General features: G+C 61.7%; 20 protein-coding genes and 1 pseudogene. 13 read left to right on the top strand and 8 right to left on the bottom strand.

All coding sequences use genetic code 11. From position 1 onward, the window contains the following. Positions 1-88 precede the first annotated feature (88 nt). Complete coding sequence (locus QM600_RS07725) at positions 89-2,302, bottom strand: arylsulfatase (protein WP_283260873.1); 2,214 nt, start codon at positions 2,300-2,302, stop codon at positions 89-91. A gap of 440 nt (positions 2,303-2,742) precedes the next feature. On the opposite strand from QM600_RS07725, the gene QM600_RS07720 reads away from it, so the two are divergent. The 7 genes from QM600_RS07720 to QM600_RS29790 all read left to right on the top strand — a co-directional run bounded on the left by QM600_RS07720 (position 2,743) and on the right by QM600_RS29790 (position 9,482). Further along, the gene (locus QM600_RS07720) at positions 2,743-3,297 is read left to right on the top strand and encodes a hypothetical protein (RefSeq protein WP_283260872.1); all 555 of its coding nucleotides are present in this window, start codon (positions 2,743-2,745) and stop codon (positions 3,295-3,297) included. Between the two features lie 73 nt (positions 3,298-3,370). Beyond that, positions 3,371-4,558, top strand: a complete 1,188-nt coding sequence (locus QM600_RS07715; protein WP_283260871.1) for an alpha-hydroxy acid oxidase — start codon at positions 3,371-3,373, stop codon at positions 4,556-4,558. 125 nt (positions 4,559-4,683) lie between these two features. Further along, complete coding sequence (locus QM600_RS07710; protein ID WP_283260870.1) at positions 4,684-5,841, top strand: 3-ketosteroid-9-alpha-monooxygenase, oxygenase component; 1,158 nt, start codon at positions 4,684-4,686, stop codon at positions 5,839-5,841. 41 nt (positions 5,842-5,882) lie between these two features. Beyond that, positions 5,883-7,064, top strand: a complete 1,182-nt coding sequence (locus tag QM600_RS07705; RefSeq protein ID WP_283260869.1) for an acyl-CoA dehydrogenase family protein — start codon at positions 5,883-5,885, stop codon at positions 7,062-7,064. An 18-nt stretch (positions 7,065-7,082) separates the two neighbouring features. Next, positions 7,083-7,994, top strand: coding sequence for a biphenyl-2,3-diol 1,2-dioxygenase (gene bphC / locus QM600_RS07700; RefSeq protein WP_283260868.1), 912 nt, complete (start codon positions 7,083-7,085; stop codon positions 7,992-7,994). Between the two features lie 187 nt (positions 7,995-8,181). Next, positions 8,182-8,949, top strand: coding sequence for an IclR family transcriptional regulator (locus tag QM600_RS07695; RefSeq protein WP_283260883.1), 768 nt, complete (start codon positions 8,182-8,184; stop codon positions 8,947-8,949). Between the two features lie 116 nt (positions 8,950-9,065). Then, on the top strand, positions 9,066-9,482 hold the full coding sequence (locus QM600_RS29790) for an alpha/beta hydrolase fold domain-containing protein (RefSeq protein ID WP_502942908.1): 417 nt from the start codon (positions 9,066-9,068) through the stop codon (positions 9,480-9,482). On the opposite strand, the gene QM600_RS07685 is transcribed toward QM600_RS29790, so the two are convergent. Then, positions 9,403-10,134 (bottom strand): PadR family transcriptional regulator, encoded by a 732-nt coding sequence (locus QM600_RS07685; protein ID WP_283260866.1) that lies wholly within the window; start codon positions 10,132-10,134, stop codon positions 9,403-9,405. The two genes, QM600_RS29790 and QM600_RS07685, sit on opposite strands and share 80 nt — an antisense overlap. An 82-nt stretch (positions 10,135-10,216) precedes the next feature. Continuing rightward, positions 10,217-10,828, bottom strand: a complete 612-nt coding sequence (locus QM600_RS07680) for a TetR/AcrR family transcriptional regulator (protein WP_283260865.1) — start codon at positions 10,826-10,828, stop codon at positions 10,217-10,219. A 44-nt stretch (positions 10,829-10,872) separates the two neighbouring features. Here QM600_RS07680 and QM600_RS07675 point away from each other — a divergent pair, with 44 nt between their 5' ends. The 4 genes from QM600_RS07675 to QM600_RS07660 all read left to right on the top strand — a co-directional run bounded on the left by QM600_RS07675 (position 10,873) and on the right by QM600_RS07660 (position 13,906). Continuing rightward, positions 10,873-12,480, top strand: a complete 1,608-nt coding sequence (locus QM600_RS07675) for an outer membrane protein assembly factor BamB family protein (RefSeq protein WP_283260864.1) — start codon at positions 10,873-10,875, stop codon at positions 12,478-12,480. Positions 12,481-12,655: 175 nt separating this feature from the next. Then, on the top strand, positions 12,656-13,156 hold the full coding sequence (locus QM600_RS07670; protein ID WP_283260863.1) for a flavin reductase family protein: 501 nt from the start codon (positions 12,656-12,658) through the stop codon (positions 13,154-13,156). A gap of 118 nt (positions 13,157-13,274) precedes the next feature. Further along, positions 13,275-13,661, top strand: a complete 387-nt coding sequence (locus QM600_RS07665) for a nuclear transport factor 2 family protein (protein WP_283260862.1) — start codon at positions 13,275-13,277, stop codon at positions 13,659-13,661. Next, entirely contained in the window at positions 13,661-13,906 is a 246-nt protein-coding gene (locus QM600_RS07660) for a hypothetical protein (protein ID WP_283260861.1), read from the top strand. Before QM600_RS07665 ends, QM600_RS07660 begins: the two co-directional genes overlap by 1 nt. 122 nt (positions 13,907-14,028) lie before the next feature. On the opposite strand, the pseudogene QM600_RS07655 reads toward QM600_RS07660, so the two are convergent. The 4 genes and pseudogenes from QM600_RS07655 to QM600_RS07640 all read right to left on the bottom strand — a co-directional run. Next, positions 14,029-15,174: pseudogene (locus QM600_RS07655) on the bottom strand (HNH endonuclease signature motif containing protein); the annotation flags it as partial. Positions 15,175-15,183: 9 nt separating this feature from the next. Beyond that, positions 15,184-16,008 (bottom strand): mycofactocin-coupled SDR family oxidoreductase, encoded by an 825-nt coding sequence (locus tag QM600_RS07650; protein ID WP_283260860.1) that lies wholly within the window; start codon positions 16,006-16,008, stop codon positions 15,184-15,186. 4 nt (positions 16,009-16,012) lie between these two features. Further along, the gene (locus tag QM600_RS07645; RefSeq protein WP_283260859.1) at positions 16,013-16,810 is read right to left on the bottom strand and encodes a mycofactocin-coupled SDR family oxidoreductase; all 798 of its coding nucleotides are present in this window, start codon (positions 16,808-16,810) and stop codon (positions 16,013-16,015) included. Next, positions 16,807-18,432 (bottom strand): flavin-containing monooxygenase, encoded by a 1,626-nt coding sequence (locus QM600_RS07640; protein ID WP_283260858.1) that lies wholly within the window; start codon positions 18,430-18,432, stop codon positions 16,807-16,809. The genes QM600_RS07645 and QM600_RS07640 overlap by 4 nt, the downstream gene beginning before the upstream one ends. Positions 18,433-18,651: 219 nt before the next feature. Between QM600_RS07640 and QM600_RS07635 the strand changes: the two genes are divergently transcribed. Beyond that, the gene (locus tag QM600_RS07635) at positions 18,652-19,032 is read left to right on the top strand and encodes a hypothetical protein (RefSeq protein WP_283260857.1); all 381 of its coding nucleotides are present in this window, start codon (positions 18,652-18,654) and stop codon (positions 19,030-19,032) included. A 7-nt stretch (positions 19,033-19,039) separates the two neighbouring features. Here the strand turns inward: QM600_RS07635 and QM600_RS07630 are convergent, their stop codons facing one another. Then, positions 19,040-19,699 (bottom strand): response regulator, encoded by a 660-nt coding sequence (locus tag QM600_RS07630; RefSeq protein WP_283260856.1) that lies wholly within the window; start codon positions 19,697-19,699, stop codon positions 19,040-19,042. 53 nt (positions 19,700-19,752) lie between these two features. Between QM600_RS07630 and QM600_RS07625 the strand changes: the two genes are divergently transcribed. After that, entirely contained in the window at positions 19,753-20,214 is a 462-nt protein-coding gene (locus tag QM600_RS07625; RefSeq protein ID WP_283260855.1) for a hypothetical protein, read from the top strand. Positions 20,215-20,273 lie beyond the last annotated feature (59 nt).

Here is a 20,273-nt window from a genome sequence, read left to right as displayed (position 1 = left end):
GCACACAACTGGAACAGGTTCCACAGTGGGGCTTCGCCCCCGGTGCGCCTTTTCGGTAGGTCCAACTACCAAAAAGGCGCACCGGTCCCTACTGCACAGCGAATGCGACGCGGGCGAGGTCCGCCTCACTTTCCCGCGCCGGCACATCGTCGAGATCGACGCGTACGAATCGCACCGTGCCGACAAATCGATCCGCATCCGAGTAGTCGGAACTGATCGAGATGCCGTGGCATCGTCCGATCGTCAGTAGACCGGTGCCACCGATGTAGAACGGCGTCGTTCGTTCGATTCGATCCGATCCGACGACGTCGCCGTCCACCAGCAGCACGATCCGCGCTCCCATTCCCAACTCGTCACCCTCGTAATGCAACTCCATTCGGAGTTCACGGGTGCCTGGCTCGATCACCCGACTACTGCGAACATGCTGCACGTACAGATCGGAAACGTTGTTGCAATAGGTCAGACAACCGTCGTGCAGGTACAAACTCCACCCGCCATCCGCACGTGCGCCTTGCGCGACGACCACGCCCGTACGCCCGGACTCCGTCAAGTCGACATCGGCCGTGATCGCGTGCGAACGGTTGAACAACTTGGGCGACGCGTCCGGGAGTAGCGGTGGCATCGACCCTGGATAGGTGACCGAGCTCCGAGTCCTGGCGTCGACGCCTTTTCGCATCCTCTTCATCCGGGTGTTGTCGAGTAGCACCTGATTGCGAGTTGCTTCTCGTTCGAACACCGCTTGCAGTTCCGCAAGCTTCTCCGGACGCGACTGAGCGAGATCGGCAGCTTCCGTCCAGTCCGTGTTCGTGTCGTACAGCTCCCACACATCGTCTTCGAACGGCCGGTCGCCGGTCGCCGGTTGCATCGGGACGCGGTGAGCCGTGCACGCCACCCAACCCTCGTGATAGATACCGCGGTTGCCGAATATCTCGAAGTACTGTGTGGTCCGACGGTCCGGCTCGGCGGCATCGTCGAAGCTGTACCGCATGGATACTCCGTCCATCGGCTGCTGCACTACCCCGCCGACGGTCTGTGGTTCGGGGATACCCGCCGCATCGAGCACCGTCGGAACGATGTCGGACACGAAGTGCCACTGTTCACGAATCTCGCCGCCCGATTCGATTCCCGACGGCCAGTGGACGATCAACGGATTGCGGGTTCCGCCGTAGTGCGACGCGACCTGCTTCACCCACTGATAAGGCGTATCCATCGCAAGCGCCCAACCGATCGGATACTGCGGGGCGGTAGTCGGTCCGCCCAATTCCGCACGCTTTTCGATGATGCGCGCAGACGTGTCCTGCAGTCCGTTGAAGAGGATCCCCTCGTTGGCGGTGCCGAGCATTCCGCCTTCACCGGCCGCACCGTTGTCGCCGAGTATGTAAAACACCAGGGTCTCGTCGAGCGCGCCCATGTCCTCGAGAGCGTCGATCACGCGGCCGACCTGAGCGTCGGTGTGCTCGGCGAAACCGGCGTACAGCTCCATGAGAAGTTCGGCGGCGAGGCGATCTTCTTCACTCATCGAGTCCCATTCCGGGATGAAGTCGAGCCAGGCTGTCATCTCCCCGGCTGTCGGGACGACGCCCAGTTCGTGCTGACGCGCCAAGGTGATGTCGCGTTGACGATTCCAGCCGTGCGCGAACTTCCCGGCGTACTTGTCACGCCACTTCTGCGGAACCTGTAACGGTGAATGCGTGGCTCCGAGAGCAAGATACGTGAAGAACGGCTTCTCCGGAGCCGCAGCCTGTTGGTGCCGCACCCAGTCGACGAGGCGATCTGCCAGGTCTTCGGAGAGGTGATAACCCTCGTCCGGCGTGCCTGGGGCGTCGACGGGCGTGATGCCGTCGTAGAGGGCCGGATAGTACTGATCAGTCGAACCGCCGAGAAAACCGTAGAAGTGCTCGAATCCTTCACCCGTCGGCCAGCGATCGAACGGCCCCGCCGGCCCGGTCTCGACGCCAGGCGTTTGATGCCACTTTCCGAAAGCTGCGGTGTTGTAGCCGTTTCCGCGCAGAGTCATCGCGAGTGTTGCCGCACTGTCAGGTCGGACGCAGTTGTAACCCGGATCGGTGCTCTCGAAGTTGGTGACCGTACCGAATCCCACGGCATGGGGATTGCGGCCTGTCAGCAATGAAGCCCGGGTCGGCGAGCACAGTGCTGTTGTGTGAAATCTGTTGTACTTCAACCCATTGTCGGCCAGCCGTTGCGCAGTGGGCATGTCGATCGGACCGCCGAACGGAGAACTAGCTCCGAACCCCATGTCGTCAACCAACACGATCAGCACGTTGGGGGATTTACTCTCCAAGACACTACCTTTCAATTGCGACCGTAGAAAACTGCATCGGGGTGGAGCTTTCCTGACAGCGCCCTTGCTCGTTTGTGACGACTGCTGTTCCGCCACTCAATTCTTCGAGTTTCATATACATTCACTCCGCGACCCGCAGTACCTGCCAGCCAACCCATTTCCGGGCGACACTATTCGATGTCCAGGCGCAATCGACAGACGATCTCCCGTGTGGTGGAACACTTGATCGCGCCGAATAGCCGCCGTCGACGCCAATGGCAATCAGGTCTCGCCTACTGAAACCGGCACGTCGTTCGACGCCTGGTCAGCGCGGCCTCCGCGCAGACTCCCCCGTGAACTCCCGATCACCGGGAGCCGCCGAAGCGACCGGCGCCAGCATCATTAGCGTTGCCCTTACCCACTCGAACGGCCGACTCCGGCCGTGGGAAACGGAGGTTATCGTGACTGCAATGCTTGTCGACGAGAATCCCTTGGCGCACGCTGTGCTGCCGACATTTTCGGCCCTCTACGACGCATCCGCCGGATTGACCGACGCGTCGATAGACGAACAGGACGTCGTGTTCTTCGGCCCGCCTAACCCCGCGGACACCGTTGTCGGCAATATCCGAGTCCTCGAACAACTCCCCGTGGCCGACAGCAGTACTTCGCGGATTGCCCGTACAACGGAGTACCGCGACGTGTACGGACACTTGGTTGCCGAAGTATTCGTTTCGGGAATCGTCGACGGCTCCGCGCCCCGTTCCGCCTCCGACAAGAACTCGTCCGCTCTGGCTTCCTACGCCGCAACCAAGTTCGGCGCGGAGAGCATCAGACGATTCCGGACCCGGATCTTCGTGCCGGAAGCCGACAGCGCAAGCCTCACCTATGCCTGCACCCCGATCGCCGAGTACCAGAAGGACGCCGAGCGTGTTTCCGACGTCATAGTGACGGCAACCGATTGCAACGGGACTGTCGCCGCTCGGGCCTGGGCGACAGTGACGGACCCTGCAACGTAACCTGCGTCGGCCGGTATTCCATTAGACGGGAAGATGCCTTCACCAGCCGGTACCTCGATGATTAAGTGCCGTCATGTCCGCGATCAAATTCAGCATGTCCTCACAGTCGTCACCGATCACCGTCGCCGACTACCGAGAACGCGCGCGTCGTGCGCTTCCGGGAATGATCTGGGCATACGTCGACGGCGGCGCCGAAGACCACGTGACGATGCGAGCCAACGTCGACGATTTCGACAAGTGGGCACTTCGTTCACGGGTACTGACGGGAAATGACGGCCGGGGGCTCGCCGCCAAGGTCGGGAACACGGCGCTGGACCTCCCAGTCTTCCTGTCCCCCACCGGCATGACCGGCCTCGTTCATTGGACCGGGGAGCGGGCCGCAGCTCGGGCAGCGGAACGTATGGGCACTCGCGCAGTCATCTCCACCGCGTCGAGTTACACCGTCGAGGAGATCGCGGACGCCACGTCCGAAAACCATTTCTTCCAGCTCTACCCGTGGACCAATGCCGGCACCGGAGAATCGTTGGCCAAGAAGTTCATCGACCGCGCCGCCGCAGCCGGGTACAGCGCACTGTTCGTCACCGTGGATGTGCCCGTACCTGGAAATCGGGAAGGGGAACGTAAGCGCGGCATGGGAATTCCGCCCACACTCTCGCCGTCGCGAATGCTCGATGCGGCCCGCAAACCGCAGTGGGCGTACAACTTCCTGAAGCACCAGCGGATCTCGTCACGCATGCTCGTCGACGAGCGGGGCGCAGCCGCCGCAGTGCGGTCGGCGAAAAAACAGGTGAGCCTTCTCCGCCCGGAACTGTGTTGGAGTGATCTCGAGAAAATCCGCGACCTCTGGGACGGTCCGATGTACGTCAAAGGTATTCTCGATCCCGACGATGCCGCAACTGCGGTTCGATTGGGCGCCGACGGCATCGTGGTGTCGAATCACGGTGGGCGACAACTCGACGGCGCGTTGTCGAGCATCGAAGCGCTGCCCGCGGTGGTCGATCGGGTGGGCGGCGCCAACGGAGTTCCGGTATACCTCGACGGCGGAATTCGACGTGGCAGCGACGTCGTGAAAGCGCTGGCCCTGGGAGCCGGCGCCGTCGGCATCGGCCGCCCGTACGTGTACGGATTGGCAACCGGAGGCGAAGACGGTGTCGCGCACGTTCTCGATATCTTCCGGGAGGAAATCTCGCGGACTTTGACCCTCATGGGGCTCAGTGACATCGCCGAACTCGACCGCTCGCATGTTCTCCGACGAACCTGAAAGACCGCACCAGAGCCCCGTCGTTCCATCCAGCGGGAGAGTCCGTATCCCCGACGTGCACCTCGACGCTTCTATGTGATGGATCACATCACTGAAGCGTCGTCAGGCGCGGCTCGGAGGAAGACATGTCTACAGACACGGACGTACGGGAAATCGAAGCAGCCGCCGCCCCGACGCGATTTGCGCGGGGCTGGCACTGCTTAGGCCTGAGCAATACCTACCGCGACGGCAATCCCCATCAAATCGAGGCCTTCGGCACCAGCCTGGTTGTGTTTGCGGATACGGCTGGAGATCTGAAGATCCTCGACGCCTACTGCCGCCACATGGGTGGCAACCTCGCGCACGGCACCGTCAAGGGCGATTCGATCGCCTGCCCGTTCCATGACTGGCGCTGGGGCGGCAACGGAAAGTGCACGGCCATTCCGTATGCACGACGCGTCCCGCCATTGGCGAAGACCCGTGCTTGGACGACGCTGGAAAAGAACGGTCAACTGTTCGTCTGGCACGATCCGCAGGGCAATCCCCCGCCGGCCGACGTGACGATTCCCGATATCGAAGCGTACGGCGATTCCGAATGGACTGACTGGACCTGGAATTCGGTTCTGATCGAGGGTTCCAACTGCCGCGAGATCATTGACAACGTCGTGGACATGGCGCACTTCTTCTACATCCATCTGAGTGTTCCGCGAGGATTCAAGAATGTCTTCGAGAACCACGTAGCCGCTCAGTACATGAACAGCACGCAGCGCGGCGACGTCGAGGTCGACCTCGATTTCGGTGAGGACAGCAAGTTGCGTTCCGAGGCAGCGTATTACGGACCGTCGTACATGATCGACAAGTTGTGGTCCGAAGCGAACGGCGCGATGGTCGAGTCCGTTCTCATCAACTGCCACTACCCGGTCTCCCCGACGTCGTTCGTTCTCCAGTACGGCGTGATGGTCAAGAAACTGCCAGGTCTGAGTGATGAAGAAGCCGAGGGCATGGCACAGGCATTCGGCGCCGGCACCGAAGCGACGTTCGAGCAGGACGTCGAGATCTGGAAGAACAAGGCGCCCATCGACAATCCCCTACTGTGCGAAGAGGACGGCCCGGTGTACCAACTGCGTCGCTGGTACCAGCAGTTCTACGTCGATGTCGAGGACGTTACCGACGACATGGTGCGCCGATTCGAGTTCGAAATCGATCTGACCCGTTCCAACGAGAACTGGGACGAAGAGATGGCAGCGAACATCGCAGCCAAGAACGAAACTCCCGATCCGGAACGCGCAGTTTCCACTCACTGACGCTCTTTCCTACTGCTACCGAAAAACGTAAGGACCACACGATGGCGTACGAAGTACTCGAACAGATCAACTTGATGGCCGACGACCTCTTCGAGGAGGGAGTCGAAGCCGAGAAGTTGGGGCGTCTGGCGGACGACACTGCCAAGAAGATGAAGGCAGCCGGATCCATCCGGATGCTGCAGCCCAAGGAACACGGCGGGATGGAAGCACATCCGCGTGAGTTCGCCGAGACGGTGATGCGGACCGCGTCACTGAATCCGTCAGCGGGATGGGTTCACGGAATCGTCGGAGTTCACCCGTGGCAGTTGGCATTTGCCGATCCTAAGGTGCAGCAGGAAATCTGGGGATCTGATCCGGATACCTGGATGGCGTCACCCTACATGCCCGGCGGATTGTGCATCCCCACCGACGGTGGCTACAAGTTCTCCGGCCGCTGGCAGTTCTCGTCGGGCACCGATCACTGTGATTGGGCATTCCTGGGCGCCCTGGCCGCCGACAAGGACGGCAACATGGAGATGCCGCCCCGCATGCTGCACGTGATCATTCCGCGTACCGACTACCAGATCATCGAAGATTCCTGGGATGTCATGGGCCTGCGCGGCACGGGATCGAAAGACCTTGTGGTCAAGGATGCTTACGTGCCCGACTACCGCGTCATGGATTGTGACGAGGTCATCGACGGTACGGCCGTCCGCAAGTACGGACGCACCGAAACGCTGTACCTGATGCCATGGTCGAACATGTTCCCCCTCGGCATCACCGCCGCGACCATCGGCATCTGCGAGGGCATGCTGTTCCACGCCAACGAATACCAGGCTGATCGCATCAATGCTCAGGGCACCGCAATCAAGGATGACCCGTACACGCTGTTTGCCATCGGCCAGGCCACTGCCGATATCCGCGCTGCGCGAGACACCTTGCTGGCCAACGTGGACCGCATGTGGGATCGCGTGGACGCCGGTAAGGAAGTGACGTTCGAGCAGCGCGCCGAAGGACGCCAGACTCAGGTCCAGGCGGCCTGGCGCGCCATCAATGCCATCGATCAGGTCTACCCCCGTTGTGGCGGAAACGCGCTGCGCATGGACAAGCCCCTGCAGCGCTTCTGGCGCGACGCCCATGCCGGCCAGCATCACGCAATTCACGTCCCCGGCACAGTATTTCACGCTGCCTCACTGAGCCGCCTCGGCGCCGACCCGCAGGGTCCACTGCGGGCCATGATCTGACCAGGAGCGACAAAGACGATGACACACACCGACATCAAGGGACTTGGCTACGTCAAGATCTCGACCAATGACATGGCGCGCTGGCGCACTTTCGCTTTCGACGTCCTGGGCTTCGCCAAGGGCAGCGGACCGGACGAGAACGCACTGTACTTGCGCCTCGACGAACGGGCCGCCCGCATCGTCGTCGTCGAGGGTGAGCGCGACGAGATCGTCAGTATCGGCTGGGAGGTCGCCGACCACGCAGCACTGCGACGCGTACAGGCTGCACTGGAGAAGTTCGGCACTGCCGTCGAACAGCTTTCACTCGCAGAGGCCGATGCACGACGAGTCGAAGAGGTCGTCACCTTCACCGATCCGGGCGGCGCCAACATCGAGATCTTCCACGGTGCAATTCTCGACCACAGCCCCGTCGTGACGCCGTTCGGTGCTCGATTTGTCACCGGCGTACAGGGTCTCGGCCATGTGGTGCTTCCGGTCATGGACAGCGCCGCAAGCTTCGACTTCTACACCGAGGTACTCGGCTTCTATCCGCGCGGCGCCTTCCGTATTCCCGCGCCGCCGGAGTACGGTCCGATGCGTGTTCGGTTCATGGGCGTCAACGAGCGTCACCACAGTTTGGCTCTGTGCCCCGCCCCGCACGGCGGCGCACCGGGTTTGGTTCACATCATGGTCGAGGTCGATACCCTCGATGCCGTCGGCCAGGCACTGGACCGAGTGGTCAAGGACGGCTTCTCGGTGTCCTCCACTCTGGGCCGACACACCAACGACAAGATGGTCTCGTTCTACGTCCGTGCTCCCGGCGGTTGGGACATCGAGTTCGGCACCGAGGGCATGACGGTCGACCAGGACTCCTACTCCGCCGAGGAGATCACGGCAGACAGTTACTGGGGCCATGACTGGTCGGGCAGCGAACCGCTGGCTGCGATGTGAACTAGTTCAACCAGAGCAGGGCTTGCGTGGGCATCCACGCAAGCCCTGCTTTTTTGGTTCGATTGCCCACAACCAAAGATTTTGCCGGTGATCCACTTCACAAACTCCCAACTCTATGACACTATTCCTAATAGAAATAGCCAGTTCGCTGGATTTCCATTCATGAGGAGTGAGGCACACGATGACAATGACACTGCAGTCCGTGGACACGCTGGGGAGCGACTCTGCGCCAACGGCCATTCTCGATCGCGTCTCACTCGTCCTCGATGCCTTCGAAGGCCCCGGCAGGCTGACTCTCGCTCAGATCGTTCGTCGCACAGGGCTGCCACGGTCGTCCGCGCACCGGATGCTCGAGCGCCTGGTCTCGATGCGCTGGCTCCGCCGCGAAGGCCGCGACTACGAACTCGGTATGCGTTTGGTCGAACTGGGGTCGCTCGCGGTCCACCAGGATCGGCTGCACAGCGCCGCCATGCCCCTACTTCACGAGCTGTACCGTGTCACCGGTCTTGTGGTTCACCTCGGCATCCTCGACCGTTCCGATGTGGTGTACCTCGAGAAGATCGGCGGACGCCTCGGCGCCGCAGTCCCGACACGCGTCGGCGGACGGCGTCTCGCCTCGTCTACCGCGATCGGTCAGGCGCTTCTTGCCTACGGCTCCGGTCCCCACCCCCAGGCAGCACGAATTCAGGAAGCCGGGGTGGCATACGAGAGTGGTCGCGGGTTAGCCGGATTCAGTTGTCTGGCCGCTCCGATCGGTCCCGTCGGCCGGGCTGTCGCAGCAGTCTCCATCTGCGGCCCGACACAGGCGCTACGCAACGACCACATCACCGCCGCACCGGTCCGCATGGCTGCTGCTGCCATCTGGCGTGCAATCGACGGCGGGGCCCTCACTGTCACACCTACTTTGCAGCGTCGCCAGATGCTGCGCAACCTGCCCACTGCAGCAGGAGCGTGAAATAACGAGCAACCGTGAGCACTTGGATCCGCAGTCCATCGCCATGCTCGACGCGCTGACCGCAGGATTTCCCGCAGTGGAGCTGATGGACGGTGCCGACGCCCGTGCAGGTGTTGATGTATCCGGTGATCGATGCGAACTTCGAGACGCCGCCGTACCGAGAGTTCGCCGAAGGCTGGTTCAATACTCGCGCCGCCATGCAGTGGTACTGGAGTCAGTACTCACCGACCGGATTTTCCGCACTCGGTCCGGACGCGAAAGTGAGCGGGCTGCCGACAACGATCCTGATCACTGCGGGCCGCGACCCTTTGTTCAACCAGGGTGAAGATTTCGGCGACCGGCTCGAAAGATGCCGGCGTACATGTAATTCGCCGGCACTACGGGCACATCTTGCACGGGTTCATGACCATCGCATCGCTCCCGGTCACCGATGTTGCTCTGCAAACGTTGCACTCACATGTCGCCGGTGCCTTGGGAAGGTGAGCCTTGGGAAGGTGAGCCTTGAGACAGTGAGCCTTGAGACAGTGAGATGACGTTTTCCTCGACGTTCTTCCATCGCCCGGGCGACGACGGAAGCGGCGATCCCAGTCGATCGCGTTCGGCGACGTGTGCGAATTCTTCCGAAGCCCGGTCGATGTCGTCGAGTAGTTCACGGGCAAGGTCGACCTCAGCTTGGAAGTAGCGCACGGACCACCGCAAGGTCATGACGGGAAACGACCATGCTGGTTCATTGTCGGCGTGTTCGGCATGGAGTTCCGCACGCCGGATCTGCTCTTCGACGTTGGCGATATGCGCTTCGACAATTGCCTTGAGTCGCTCGGGATCGTTGAGGTGCCCCATCCACAGACGAAGCATGACACCGTGTTTGAGCACAGGCACCTCGACAGGTGCCTCACGCGACCAAACCCGTACTGCCTCGGTTCCGGATTCGGTGATTGCATACAGGCGCCGACCCCGCACTCCCGGTTCCGACACGACGCGCGACTCCACGAACCCGATTCCCTCAAGTTTCTTGAGCTCGGCATACACCTGGCTGATGGACGGACTCCAGTAGAAGAAGCCTACGCTCCAATCTGCCCACTTCTTGAGGTCGTTACCGGTCAGCTCTTCCCCGAAGGTGAGCATCCCGAGGACCGCCCAGCTGGTTGCGGGAAGCCCTCTGGATACATCTTCGAGTGCGGACACGAACAAAAGTCTAACAATCGGCGACCCACCGGCAGTGCATGACAAACAGAGTGGCCCGCTCAGCGGAACAGCCCCACTCGGTTCACGACTGAGCGGTGAGGGCTGCCACTGTCATGTCGATGACGTTCGCCTGGAAATCGGCGGCCGAGAGCGGCAATCGCCGTCGTCCGGTCAGCTCACGTGCCCGGACTGCAAGCAATGCGGTGGCAAGCAGAATCGCGCCGCGCACTCGCTCGTTAACGACTGGTGCCGGCAGGTCGCCAATCGATGCGCGCAACAACTCGATGGACCGCATGAGGCTGGGAAAGTTCGGCGGGACCTGGTCGATCTGCTCGGGTTCGAGTTGATAGATGGTCTGGCCGAGAATGCGCAGGTACCGGCGCCCTGCCTCCGTGGAGAGCATTTCACCCAGCGGCACCACGATCAATTCGACGCATTCGCGCGGGGTCGTCGTGTCCGGCCAGGTCGCCAGCATCGCGGTTCTCCGGACCTCCAACTGCACCAGATATTTCTCGCGGATCGCCTGGAGTATTCCTTCTCGGGATCCGAAGTGATACCGCAACGCCGATGGATTGCGTTGTCCCGCACCTTGAACGATGTCGCCGACCAGGGTTGCCTCGATCCCTTTCCTGGCAAAGAGTACTTCCGCCACTTCGAGAAGTTTTTGTCTGGTCGAGAGCTCTCCCGTAATCATGGCGTTTAGTGTAGCTTTCCGATTACTACTAATAAGGAGTATTAATGAGTCCATTGAGATCCCTGACCCCCTCCAGGTTCGGATCCCTGTTGCTTGCCGCGACAACCGTCCTCGCGACCGGCTTCGGAAGCAGTGTCGGAAGCCTCGAGGGGAGTATCGGTCCGGAGCCTGCCACTTCCGTCTACGCCGACACGGGCTGGGTTACCCTGCACGGTGATTCAGGAAATCGGCGCCAGCAACTCGGCGTCGAACCGGCAGAGAGCTACACCCGCTGGACGGCTTTGCAGGGCGCGTCGATTCTCACCGCTCCCACGATGCTCCCCAACGGAAACCTCGCCATCACCACCGGCAAAGCCGAGGGGCACTCCAATCTCCATGTGCTCGACAAGTTCGGCACCATCGTCTGGGAAGCCCCGGCCTGGACCGGTAAGACCGGTGTCGACTCGGGCGCGATCATCTCCTCCCCCATCATCGACTCGGATGGCAACATCTTCGTCAGCGACGCGGACCAACTGTGGTCCTACACGAGCGACGGTGCACTGCGCTGGGTGATCGACCTACCCGCGGCGCCGACCCCCAACCCCTTTGCCGATGGCTCGCGAGCGATCAATCCCTTTGTCACGGCGGCTTTCACGAAGGACGGTGCGGTATTCGGCACCACCGTGTTCGGCCAGGTGATCGTTGCCGACCGTGCAACCGGAGAGTTGCGCGCACCGGTGTTCCAGCTGCCCGGCTCAATCGCGAAGCGTCACACGAAGACTCCGATGTCACCGAGCATGTGGTCCGACGGGATGATGGACCCGGCAATCAAGGATCCCATCTTCCAGATCATCATGGGCGGCATCGTCCAGAGCGCCAACACGCCCGCCGTGGACTCGACGACCGGACGCGTCTACGTCGCAGCCACCGACGAGGAAGAAGACAAGGGCGCGCTCTACGGTCTCGACATCACGGCGCCGAAGAACGGTTCGCCAGGCGCGATCACCATTGCATTCGCGGCACAGATGGGCCCCGGAAGCGGATCGAGCCCCGTCATCTCACCCGACGGAAAGACTGTCTACACGTGCGACGACGAAGGTTTGCTCTACGCCTTCGACGCTGCATCAGGCAAGGAACTCTGGAACGCCCCCTCCGGCGCAGCTGCTGCCGCCGTGGCCGTCGACGCGCAAGGATCGATCTACGCTCTCACCAATCCCGGCGTCCTCTCGGCGTACAGTGCCACCGGCGCAAAGCTGTGGGATGCCGATCTCAGCGAACTGACGAACGCAACCCTCCCGGTCAGCGACGTGTACGGCGCGCCCGTCGTACGAGGCAACGGCAACCCGACGGTGGTGAACGGATCGATCCTGATCGAAGTCTTCTACGGCTACAATGTCCCGATTCAGGGTTATCCCGTATCCGTGCCGGTGAAGTCCGCGATCGTCGACATCGACCCGGTCACCGGAAAGGGCATGCGCAATATCGGTTTCGCCACCGACACAACGGAAGGGATTCTGGCCGTCACTCCGGACGGACGCATCTTCTCCACTCTGGGGGTCATGACGTCGACCGCTGTCGCTCCGCTGGCACCGATGATCAACCCCACACTGCCCGACGGTCTCGAGCTCATCGCACCGTCCGGTGGACTGGACGGGTTCATCCCGAACGCGTAGTCGTCGGTTTCTTCTGCTGAGTGGGAACGCGGAGAGCGCCGGGCGGGGTGAAACCGAGTGCGACCGAGGTGTGGCGTCGGTCGCTGCCAGTGAGTGGGACTGTCGCTGGATTACAACGATTGCGCCCCACATCGTAGTGATCAACCGTTTGTAGAGCTTTGATCGAGGAGACAACATGTCCGTAGAAAATGCCGCACCCCCGGCGCTGGACGGGCGCACACTGCGCGACGTGATGAGCAACTTCTGCACCGGCGTCACCGTGATCACAGCTCACGACGGCGAGTCCCCACTCGGGTTCACCTGCCAGTCGCTGGTCTCCGTTTCGCTTGATCCGCCGTTGTTGTCCTTCTGCCCGGCCAAGACGTCGACGAGTTGGCCCAAGCTGCGCGAGGCCGTATCCATCTGCATCAACGTTCTGGCGCACGACCAGAAGGACATGTGTTCAGCCTTCGCTCGTGGCGGCACCGACAAGTTCAGCGGCATCGATTGGGAGGCCGGCACCAACGGTGCACCGGCACTGGACGGCGCCCTGGCTCGTATCGAGGCCACCGTTGTCAACGAGCACGACGCCGGTGATCACACCATCGTGATCGCACAGATCACGGATCTGAACGTACTGCGCCACGATGGCCCCCTGCTCTTCTACCGCGGCGGATTCGGTCGCTTCGACGCGTAGTCCTCGCTTGTCCCGCTACGTGGGAGATCAGGGCAATCGATCAGGTCGGTAGCGATAGCGTGCGGTGAAGTCGGTGCGAAACCGACTTCACCGGTACACAACTGATCGGATTACGTCGATGACCACTCTCGAACCTGACACCACCGCTGCGATCACCGCGACCGTGACCGCGTACCTCGACGCAGTTTCCCGCGGAGTGACTGCGGATATCGCTGCTCTGTACGCGGAAGACGGCACTCTCGAAGATCCGGCTGGTAGCACGCCCATCGTCGGCCGCGCGGCAATTGCCGCGTTCTTCGGAGCTCTCGAAGGTCGCACCCAGGAAATCGAACTGCTGACCCTGCGGGTCGCCGGATCCAGCGCGGCGTTCCATTTCCGCGTAGTCACCCCGATGGGCGACAAGATCTACGAGGTCTCCCCCATCGACGTCATGACCTTCGACGAGAACGCAAAAATCACGAGTACCCGCGCGTTCTGGGCGCCGTCCGACATGGTCTCACGCTGATGCGCCAGGTCAGTTGCCGCAATTGCGGAAATCGGGTGCTTGTCGAGAAGTACAGCAATGAGCACACGAGCGTGCAGTGGCTCGAGGATTCCTCGCAGGTCTGCCCGGAACTCGCCCGCGCGTCGGATCAGCCCTACTCACAGCGGTCGTGCTCGGCGTTGCGCGAGACGATCAATGATCTTGCCGACGCCGGAGCGGTTGAAATGAGCGAGCGCAGCTACCCGGTGCCGGGCATATTGTCCTGATTTACACGGCATGAACTACGCGCCAGCAGCCACACGTCTGGGCTTCGCGGCGGAGCATCTCCGACGCGAAGCTTGACGCTGAATACAGTTTGACAATGCATGTGATTCTGCCGCAACACAATTCAGGTGCGCAGCACCGGACCGAGCGGCAGGGTTGATCGCCGCGGCCACCGCTCCGGATCAACCCCCGCCGGAGGAATGAACCACGGCCTACGATCCGACCCCATCTTGATCTCCCACCGCCCCGCGAACCCGGCCTGACGGTGAATCAGAGTGTGATGCGCTCGGCACAGCAAGGTGAGGTTGTCCATCACCGTCAGCCCACCCTTCGACCACCCCTTGATGTGGTGCGCATCGCACCACGCCGGCACCGCATCACACGACGGAAACGCACACCCCTTGTCTCGGGCGATCAACGCCGTCCGCTGCGCCGCCGACACCACCCGTTTCAGCGGACTGACATCGAGCGGGGCACCATTCTCGTCGAGGAGCACCGTCGAGAGCATGCAGTCACACGCCAACATCCGGGTGCGGGTGATACTCAACGGACCCATCCACGGCATGTGCCCGACATCAAGATCGTCGAAGTCCTCGAAGTCGTCGAGGTCGTCGAGGTCGTCGAGGTCGTCGAAACCCCACACCGGTACATCCTCACCGGCCCCGCCGTCGAACTCGCCGTCTCCACCGCCTGAGCCGGAAGCAGTCATACGGGTAGACGCGCACTCCCGATGCTCCGCAAGATCTTTCACAGACACATGCACATTCACATGCGGACGCTGACCACCATCGACCCCCGTCGCCGCATTATCGAGATACCGGCGAATCAACTCCGTCAACGCATCCGCCGTCCGCTTCGCAGCCGACCGCGCATCCGGTGTCCCGTCCGCCGCGGGGGTCGGCATCGACAACCCCGACAACGCGGAGAGAAGCATTTCGCCGGTCAACGCATCGAACTCACCTTTGATCACCACCCGACCGTTCAACGTCGGAGAAATACGTAGTTCGTTGCGATCGTCGTCTTCCCCCGCCGGGACGTCCTCGGATTCGAAGATCCGCTCGAGCACCGCGATGGCGTACCGCAGTTTCGTGGTGGTCGCTTCCACGCCGGAAGCTGCCGCGAGCAGGGTTGTGGTGCCGTGCGGCAGAGCGTGCTCCGGCATCCCTTTGGGTGGAGATTCGCAGAACGCGGTGATCAGCGCGGCATGATCGACGGTGAGATCACCGGCATCGAACTGCGCCGCGATATCGGGGAAAGCTCGTATCGCTGCCTCAGATGCTCACCGAGACGAACTCCCCGCGTCCACGGGCAATGCGACGGACGTGATGTAGCGAGCCTCGTCGGACGAGAGGAAAAGCGTCGCGTTGGCAACGTCGACAGGTTCGATCCAGGGAATGGGCAGCATGTTCATCGTCATGGCCGCAGCGGCAAATTCTTCTCGTGTCGGATTCTCGAGATCCGGGCGGAACTTGCCACGCACCATCGGGTTCTGAATCATCGGTGTATCAACGTTCGTGGGATGCACGGTGTTTACTCGAACGTTGTACGGCGCCAGTTCTTTTGCCAACGAACGCATCAGACCCACGACTCCGTGTTTGGCGGCGGTGTAGTGCGCAACTCCGACGAGTCCTCGTAGTCCGGCAATGGAACTGGTCAACGTCATAGCTCCACCGCCGCGTTCGATCAGGTGGGGCGCCGCAACAGAACACGTGTGCCACACTCCGGTCAGGTTGACATCCAACATGGTCTGCCACATTGATTCCGACATCGTCATGGATGCGTCGGATGACGTGATTCCAGCTGTGGCACAGACGATGTCGAGACCACCGAGTGCTCTCACCGCAGAATCAACGGCACTACGAAGCGCTTCCAGATCTCGGACGTCCACGACGGCCGTTTCGATTCGACGCCCTTGTGCCCGAACCAGGGATGCCGTCTCGGCCAGGTCGTCGACGGTAGACGGCGGCGTCACAGTGGTTTCCACCGCAGCACACAGGTCCACGGCGATGATGTCCGCGCCTTCCTCGGCGAATCGCACGGCCTGGGCACGCCCGATCCCCCGTGCGGCGCCCGTAACCAGCGCGATCTTTCCTTCCAGTCTCATCAGTTCACACCTTCTGGGTCAGGCCGGCGTCGATCACCAATTGGCAACCGGTCATGTATCTGGATTCGGATGATGCGAGGTGCAGGACGGCATTGCTCACATCCACCGGATCCACCCACGGGACTGGAAGGAGGTTCCGTGCACTGAGCACTGCGGCCGCATCAGCTTCGGTGGGGTTCTCGATGCCCGGGCACAGGTTCGCGAAGACCTTCTCGTTGATAATCATCGGTGTCCGCACCGATCCGGGATGTACCGAGTTGACGCGAATACTCTGCGCCCCCAATTCATTGGCCAAGGTCCGCGACAAGCCGACCACAGCATGCTTCGCGGCACTGTAATGTCCGGCTCCAGCAATGCCTTTGATCCCGGCAGTCGAACTCACGAGGATCACTGATCCGCCATCGCGAAAATGTGGAACACACGCCTTGACCGTGTGCCAAGCTCCGGTGAGGTTGACGTCGAGGGAACGATTCCAGATCGCCGGATCAATCGTCCAGGCGGGCCCGGGTGTGTCATAGACGCCGGCATTCGCGACGACGACGTCGAGTCCGCCGACCGTCTTCACACAGTCCGCCACCACCTCGGCGAGAGTATCGAAATCCCTGATGTCCGCGCTGCCGGTAACCGCGACGACGCCGAGCTCCCGGACCGCCTGCGCCGTCTCCTCGAGCTCACTGGCAGCTTCGGCCACGTCGAGCGCAATCACCGACGCTCCCTCCTGCGCCAACCTGATGCAGTGCGCACGACCCATTCCGCCGGCGGCGCCTGTCACCAGTACACGCTGACCGTCGAGTCGCCTCATGCTCGAACCACGCTGGTTGTCTCGAAGCCTCGGTATCCGTCCGACGCCACGTCCGCACAGATATCGCTGTACACACCGAACCCGCCGATGAAGGGCATGAAGATCCTGGGCTTTCCGGGAATGTTGGCGCCCATGTACCAGGAGTTGGCCGAGGGAAACAGGGTTGCCGACGCTCGGCGCGAGCATTCTTCGAGCCAACCTTCAACGGCCTCGGCGCTGGGTTCGATAGTGGTCAGTTCGTTCGCGTCGAGGTAGGCAATTGCGTCCGCAATCCAGTCCACATGCTGCTCCGCCGCCAGAATCATGTTCGTCAGAACACTGGGGCTTCCCGGCCCGGTCACGATGAAGAGATTCGGGAAACCGTTGATCCCCAACCCTAGATAGGTTCTCGGCCCAGCATTCCAGTTCTCCCGCAAGGCTTCTGAGCCGCGTCCACGAATGTCGATGCGATCGAGCGCGCCGGTCATGGCGTCGAACCCCGTGGCGAATACCAGAGCGTCAAGTTCGTAGTGGGCATCGGCGGTTCTGATTCCGGTGGCGTCGATTTCCTCGATCGGCGCCTTCTTCAGGTTCACCAGGCCGACGTTGTCGCGGTTGTAACTTTGGTAGTAGTCCGTGTCCGTGACGATGCGCTTGGTACCGATGGGGTGGTCGTTCGGGATCAGGAGATCTGCAACGGACTGATCCTCCACCACCGCACGGATCTTCGCCTCGGCGAACTGACGTGCCGTTTCGTTGGCCTCAAGACGGCTGGTCTGGTCGGCAAAAGTCTTCGCGAAGAGCACTCCGCCGAGCTTCCACCGTTCCTCGTATGCCGCAGTCCTTTCGGCTTCCGATACCTCCAATGCACTTCGGGGGTCGGAGACGAACGGTGAACCGCCGCCGCTGCGTTTGCTGAGCGCACGACGCTCGGCGTAGCCCGCCTTGATCTCGACGCGACGGGCGTCGTCGAGCGGTGTGTTTCGAGCGGGCACACTGTAATTCGCTGATCGCTGAAATACATAGAGCTGCTCGGCCTGCTCCGCGATCAGCGGTACCGACTGAATTCCCGAAGATCCGGTTCCGATGACGCCCACTCGTTTTCCGGTGAAGTCGACGCCCTCGTGCGGCCAGAAGCCGGTATGAAAGACCTCGCCGGCAAAGGATTCCCGGCCTTCGATGTTCGGGATATTCGCCGTCGACAGACTGCCCGTAGCGCACACCACGAATCGTGCGGTGACGTCGTGGCCGCCGTCGGTACGTACGCGCCAGCGCGCTGTCTCCTCGTCGAAATGTGCACTCTCCACCCGAGTATCGAAAGTGAAGTCGCTCCGCAGATCGAAACGCTCCGCTACGTGATCCAGGTAGGCGAGAATCTCCGGCTGCGCGGCGTACTTTTCACTCCAGTCCCAATGTTGTTGGAGCTCTTCGGAAAAGGAGTAGGAGTAGTCGAAACTCTCGACGTCGCAACGGGCGCCCGGATAACGATTGAAGTACCAGGTTCCGCCGACGCCGGATCCGGCTTCGAAGCCGCGGACGCTCAACCCTTGTGAACGGAGTCGATGCATCGCATACAAGCCGGCTGCCCCGGCGCCGATGACTACGACGTCGAGTGGTGCGGTGGAGAAATCAGGATCGGTCATGTTTGCCACGCTACGATTCTGCGCACTGCATCCGGAACAGACTCTCCCGCTAGATGGACAATATCTGCCGTGTCCCCCGATTGGGGGACAACACGCTCATCCCGCACTCGGTCCGGTCAGCGGACAGACCTCCCGGCAAATACCGACCATAGTTGTGTCATCACCGAAAACGCCAGACACCGAGTCCGGCACAACCGAGAAACTTCAGGAGCAAACATCATGAGCACCAACACACTTCGCAACAACACGACCACTTCGGACACCACCACAGCGGTCACCACCGCGTTGATCTCGAACTCGAGTGGTGGGGCGCTGTATCTGGTCAAGGAATCCAACCCGAACGGACGTTGGATCGTGCCGCCGGCCGACTACATCCTGCCGAACATGAACGTCCACGTCGTAGCCACCAGTACCGGACACTGCGAGTTCCCGATCGTTCTGACCTACCGTGCGCAAGACGGCGCCGAGTTTGTCTTCGCTTCCGCTAACTCACGTGAGGATGCCGGCACACTCGGTACTTCCGCTTCGGTGCCGCACCGTGTCTCCACCACCATGACGTCGGGGTATCCGAGCCTGAACGTGGCCTACGTGCTCGTCTGACTCCAGATCACTCCAGCAGACCCTGCCGCATCGCGGCAGCGACGGCAGCGCCGCGATCATTGACTCCGAGTTTCTCGTAGAGGCGCTGCACGTGGGTCTTGACAGTGGACGGAGCCAGGAACAACTGCCCTGCAATTGCCGGAATGCTGGCGCCCTGGGCAATCAGCCCCAGCACCTCGCGTTCTCTGGCACTGAGCGTCGGCCCCGAAGGTTCGCTTCGCCGACGTACCTCCCCCACTAAACTCGCAGCTACACTGGGCGGCAAGACATCTCGACCCGCGGCGCAATCGAGTACCGCACTCACGATCTCCGCCCGAGTGGATTCCTTGGGCAGAAACCCGCAAGCTCCCGCCTGCAACGCCTGATAGACAACCGACGCCTCGTCGTGAGCACTTAAAAGCAACACGCGTGTCGGAAGTTGGTCCCGAGTCACCGCTGCTGCTACCTGCGTTCCGTCCAGAATCGGCATCCGGAAATCAAGTAGCGCTATCTGAGGCTTCAGTTCGCGGATCAAAGCCAGAGACTGAGCACCGTCGTCGGCCTCACCGACGACGTCGATGCTCTCGTTCCCGGAGAGGGCCCGGACAACGCCCTCACGAAACAGTGGGTGGTCGTCACCGACCACCACCGACACCTTGCCGGCTTGCAACTTCGAGCCTTCTCGCATTGCTCACTTTCCCACAACCAACATCTTTTCCGACACCCTCAGGAGCAACCGTCATGCGTACCAATTCCACTCGCATTGCAGCAATCACCGCAATCGCCTTCGCAGTCGGCGGCTCTGCACTCGGAACCGCCACCATTGCCAACGCCGGGACCATGCCCACCGACGGCCCCACTGTCGCCATGACGATCACCAATAACACTGACAATCCCATGCTCCTGGACAGCGCATCCAACCCCTACGGCGAGTGGATCAACGGCCCCCGTTCGTACCTCGTGCCGCACACCACCGAAATCGTGACCGCGTACAGCAGCGATCCGCGGGGCATCGGCGTCGACGTCACCTACAACGTGGCCGACGGAGTGCAAACCGTCATGGCTGCCAACAACTACGCCGGCAACCCCACCCTCGACGGAACCCGCATCATCGGCGACCCCACCCACATCATCCTCACGAACTACATGTCCACCGGTTATCCCACGATGAACGCGTCGTACGACGTCTTCACTGCCAACTGAACGTGCATCGCTACGGCCCACGGCCCGACATCCGATTGGATGCCGGGCCGTGGAAGTTG

The sequence above is a fragment of the Rhodococcus sp. IEGM 1379 genome, assembly GCF_030056815.1.
In the GTDB taxonomy this organism is placed as follows: Bacteria; Actinomycetota; Actinomycetes; order Mycobacteriales; family Mycobacteriaceae; genus Rhodococcus_F.
Note: the sequence above shows the minus strand (reverse complement) of the source record. Positions and strands in the feature narration are given on the sequence as shown.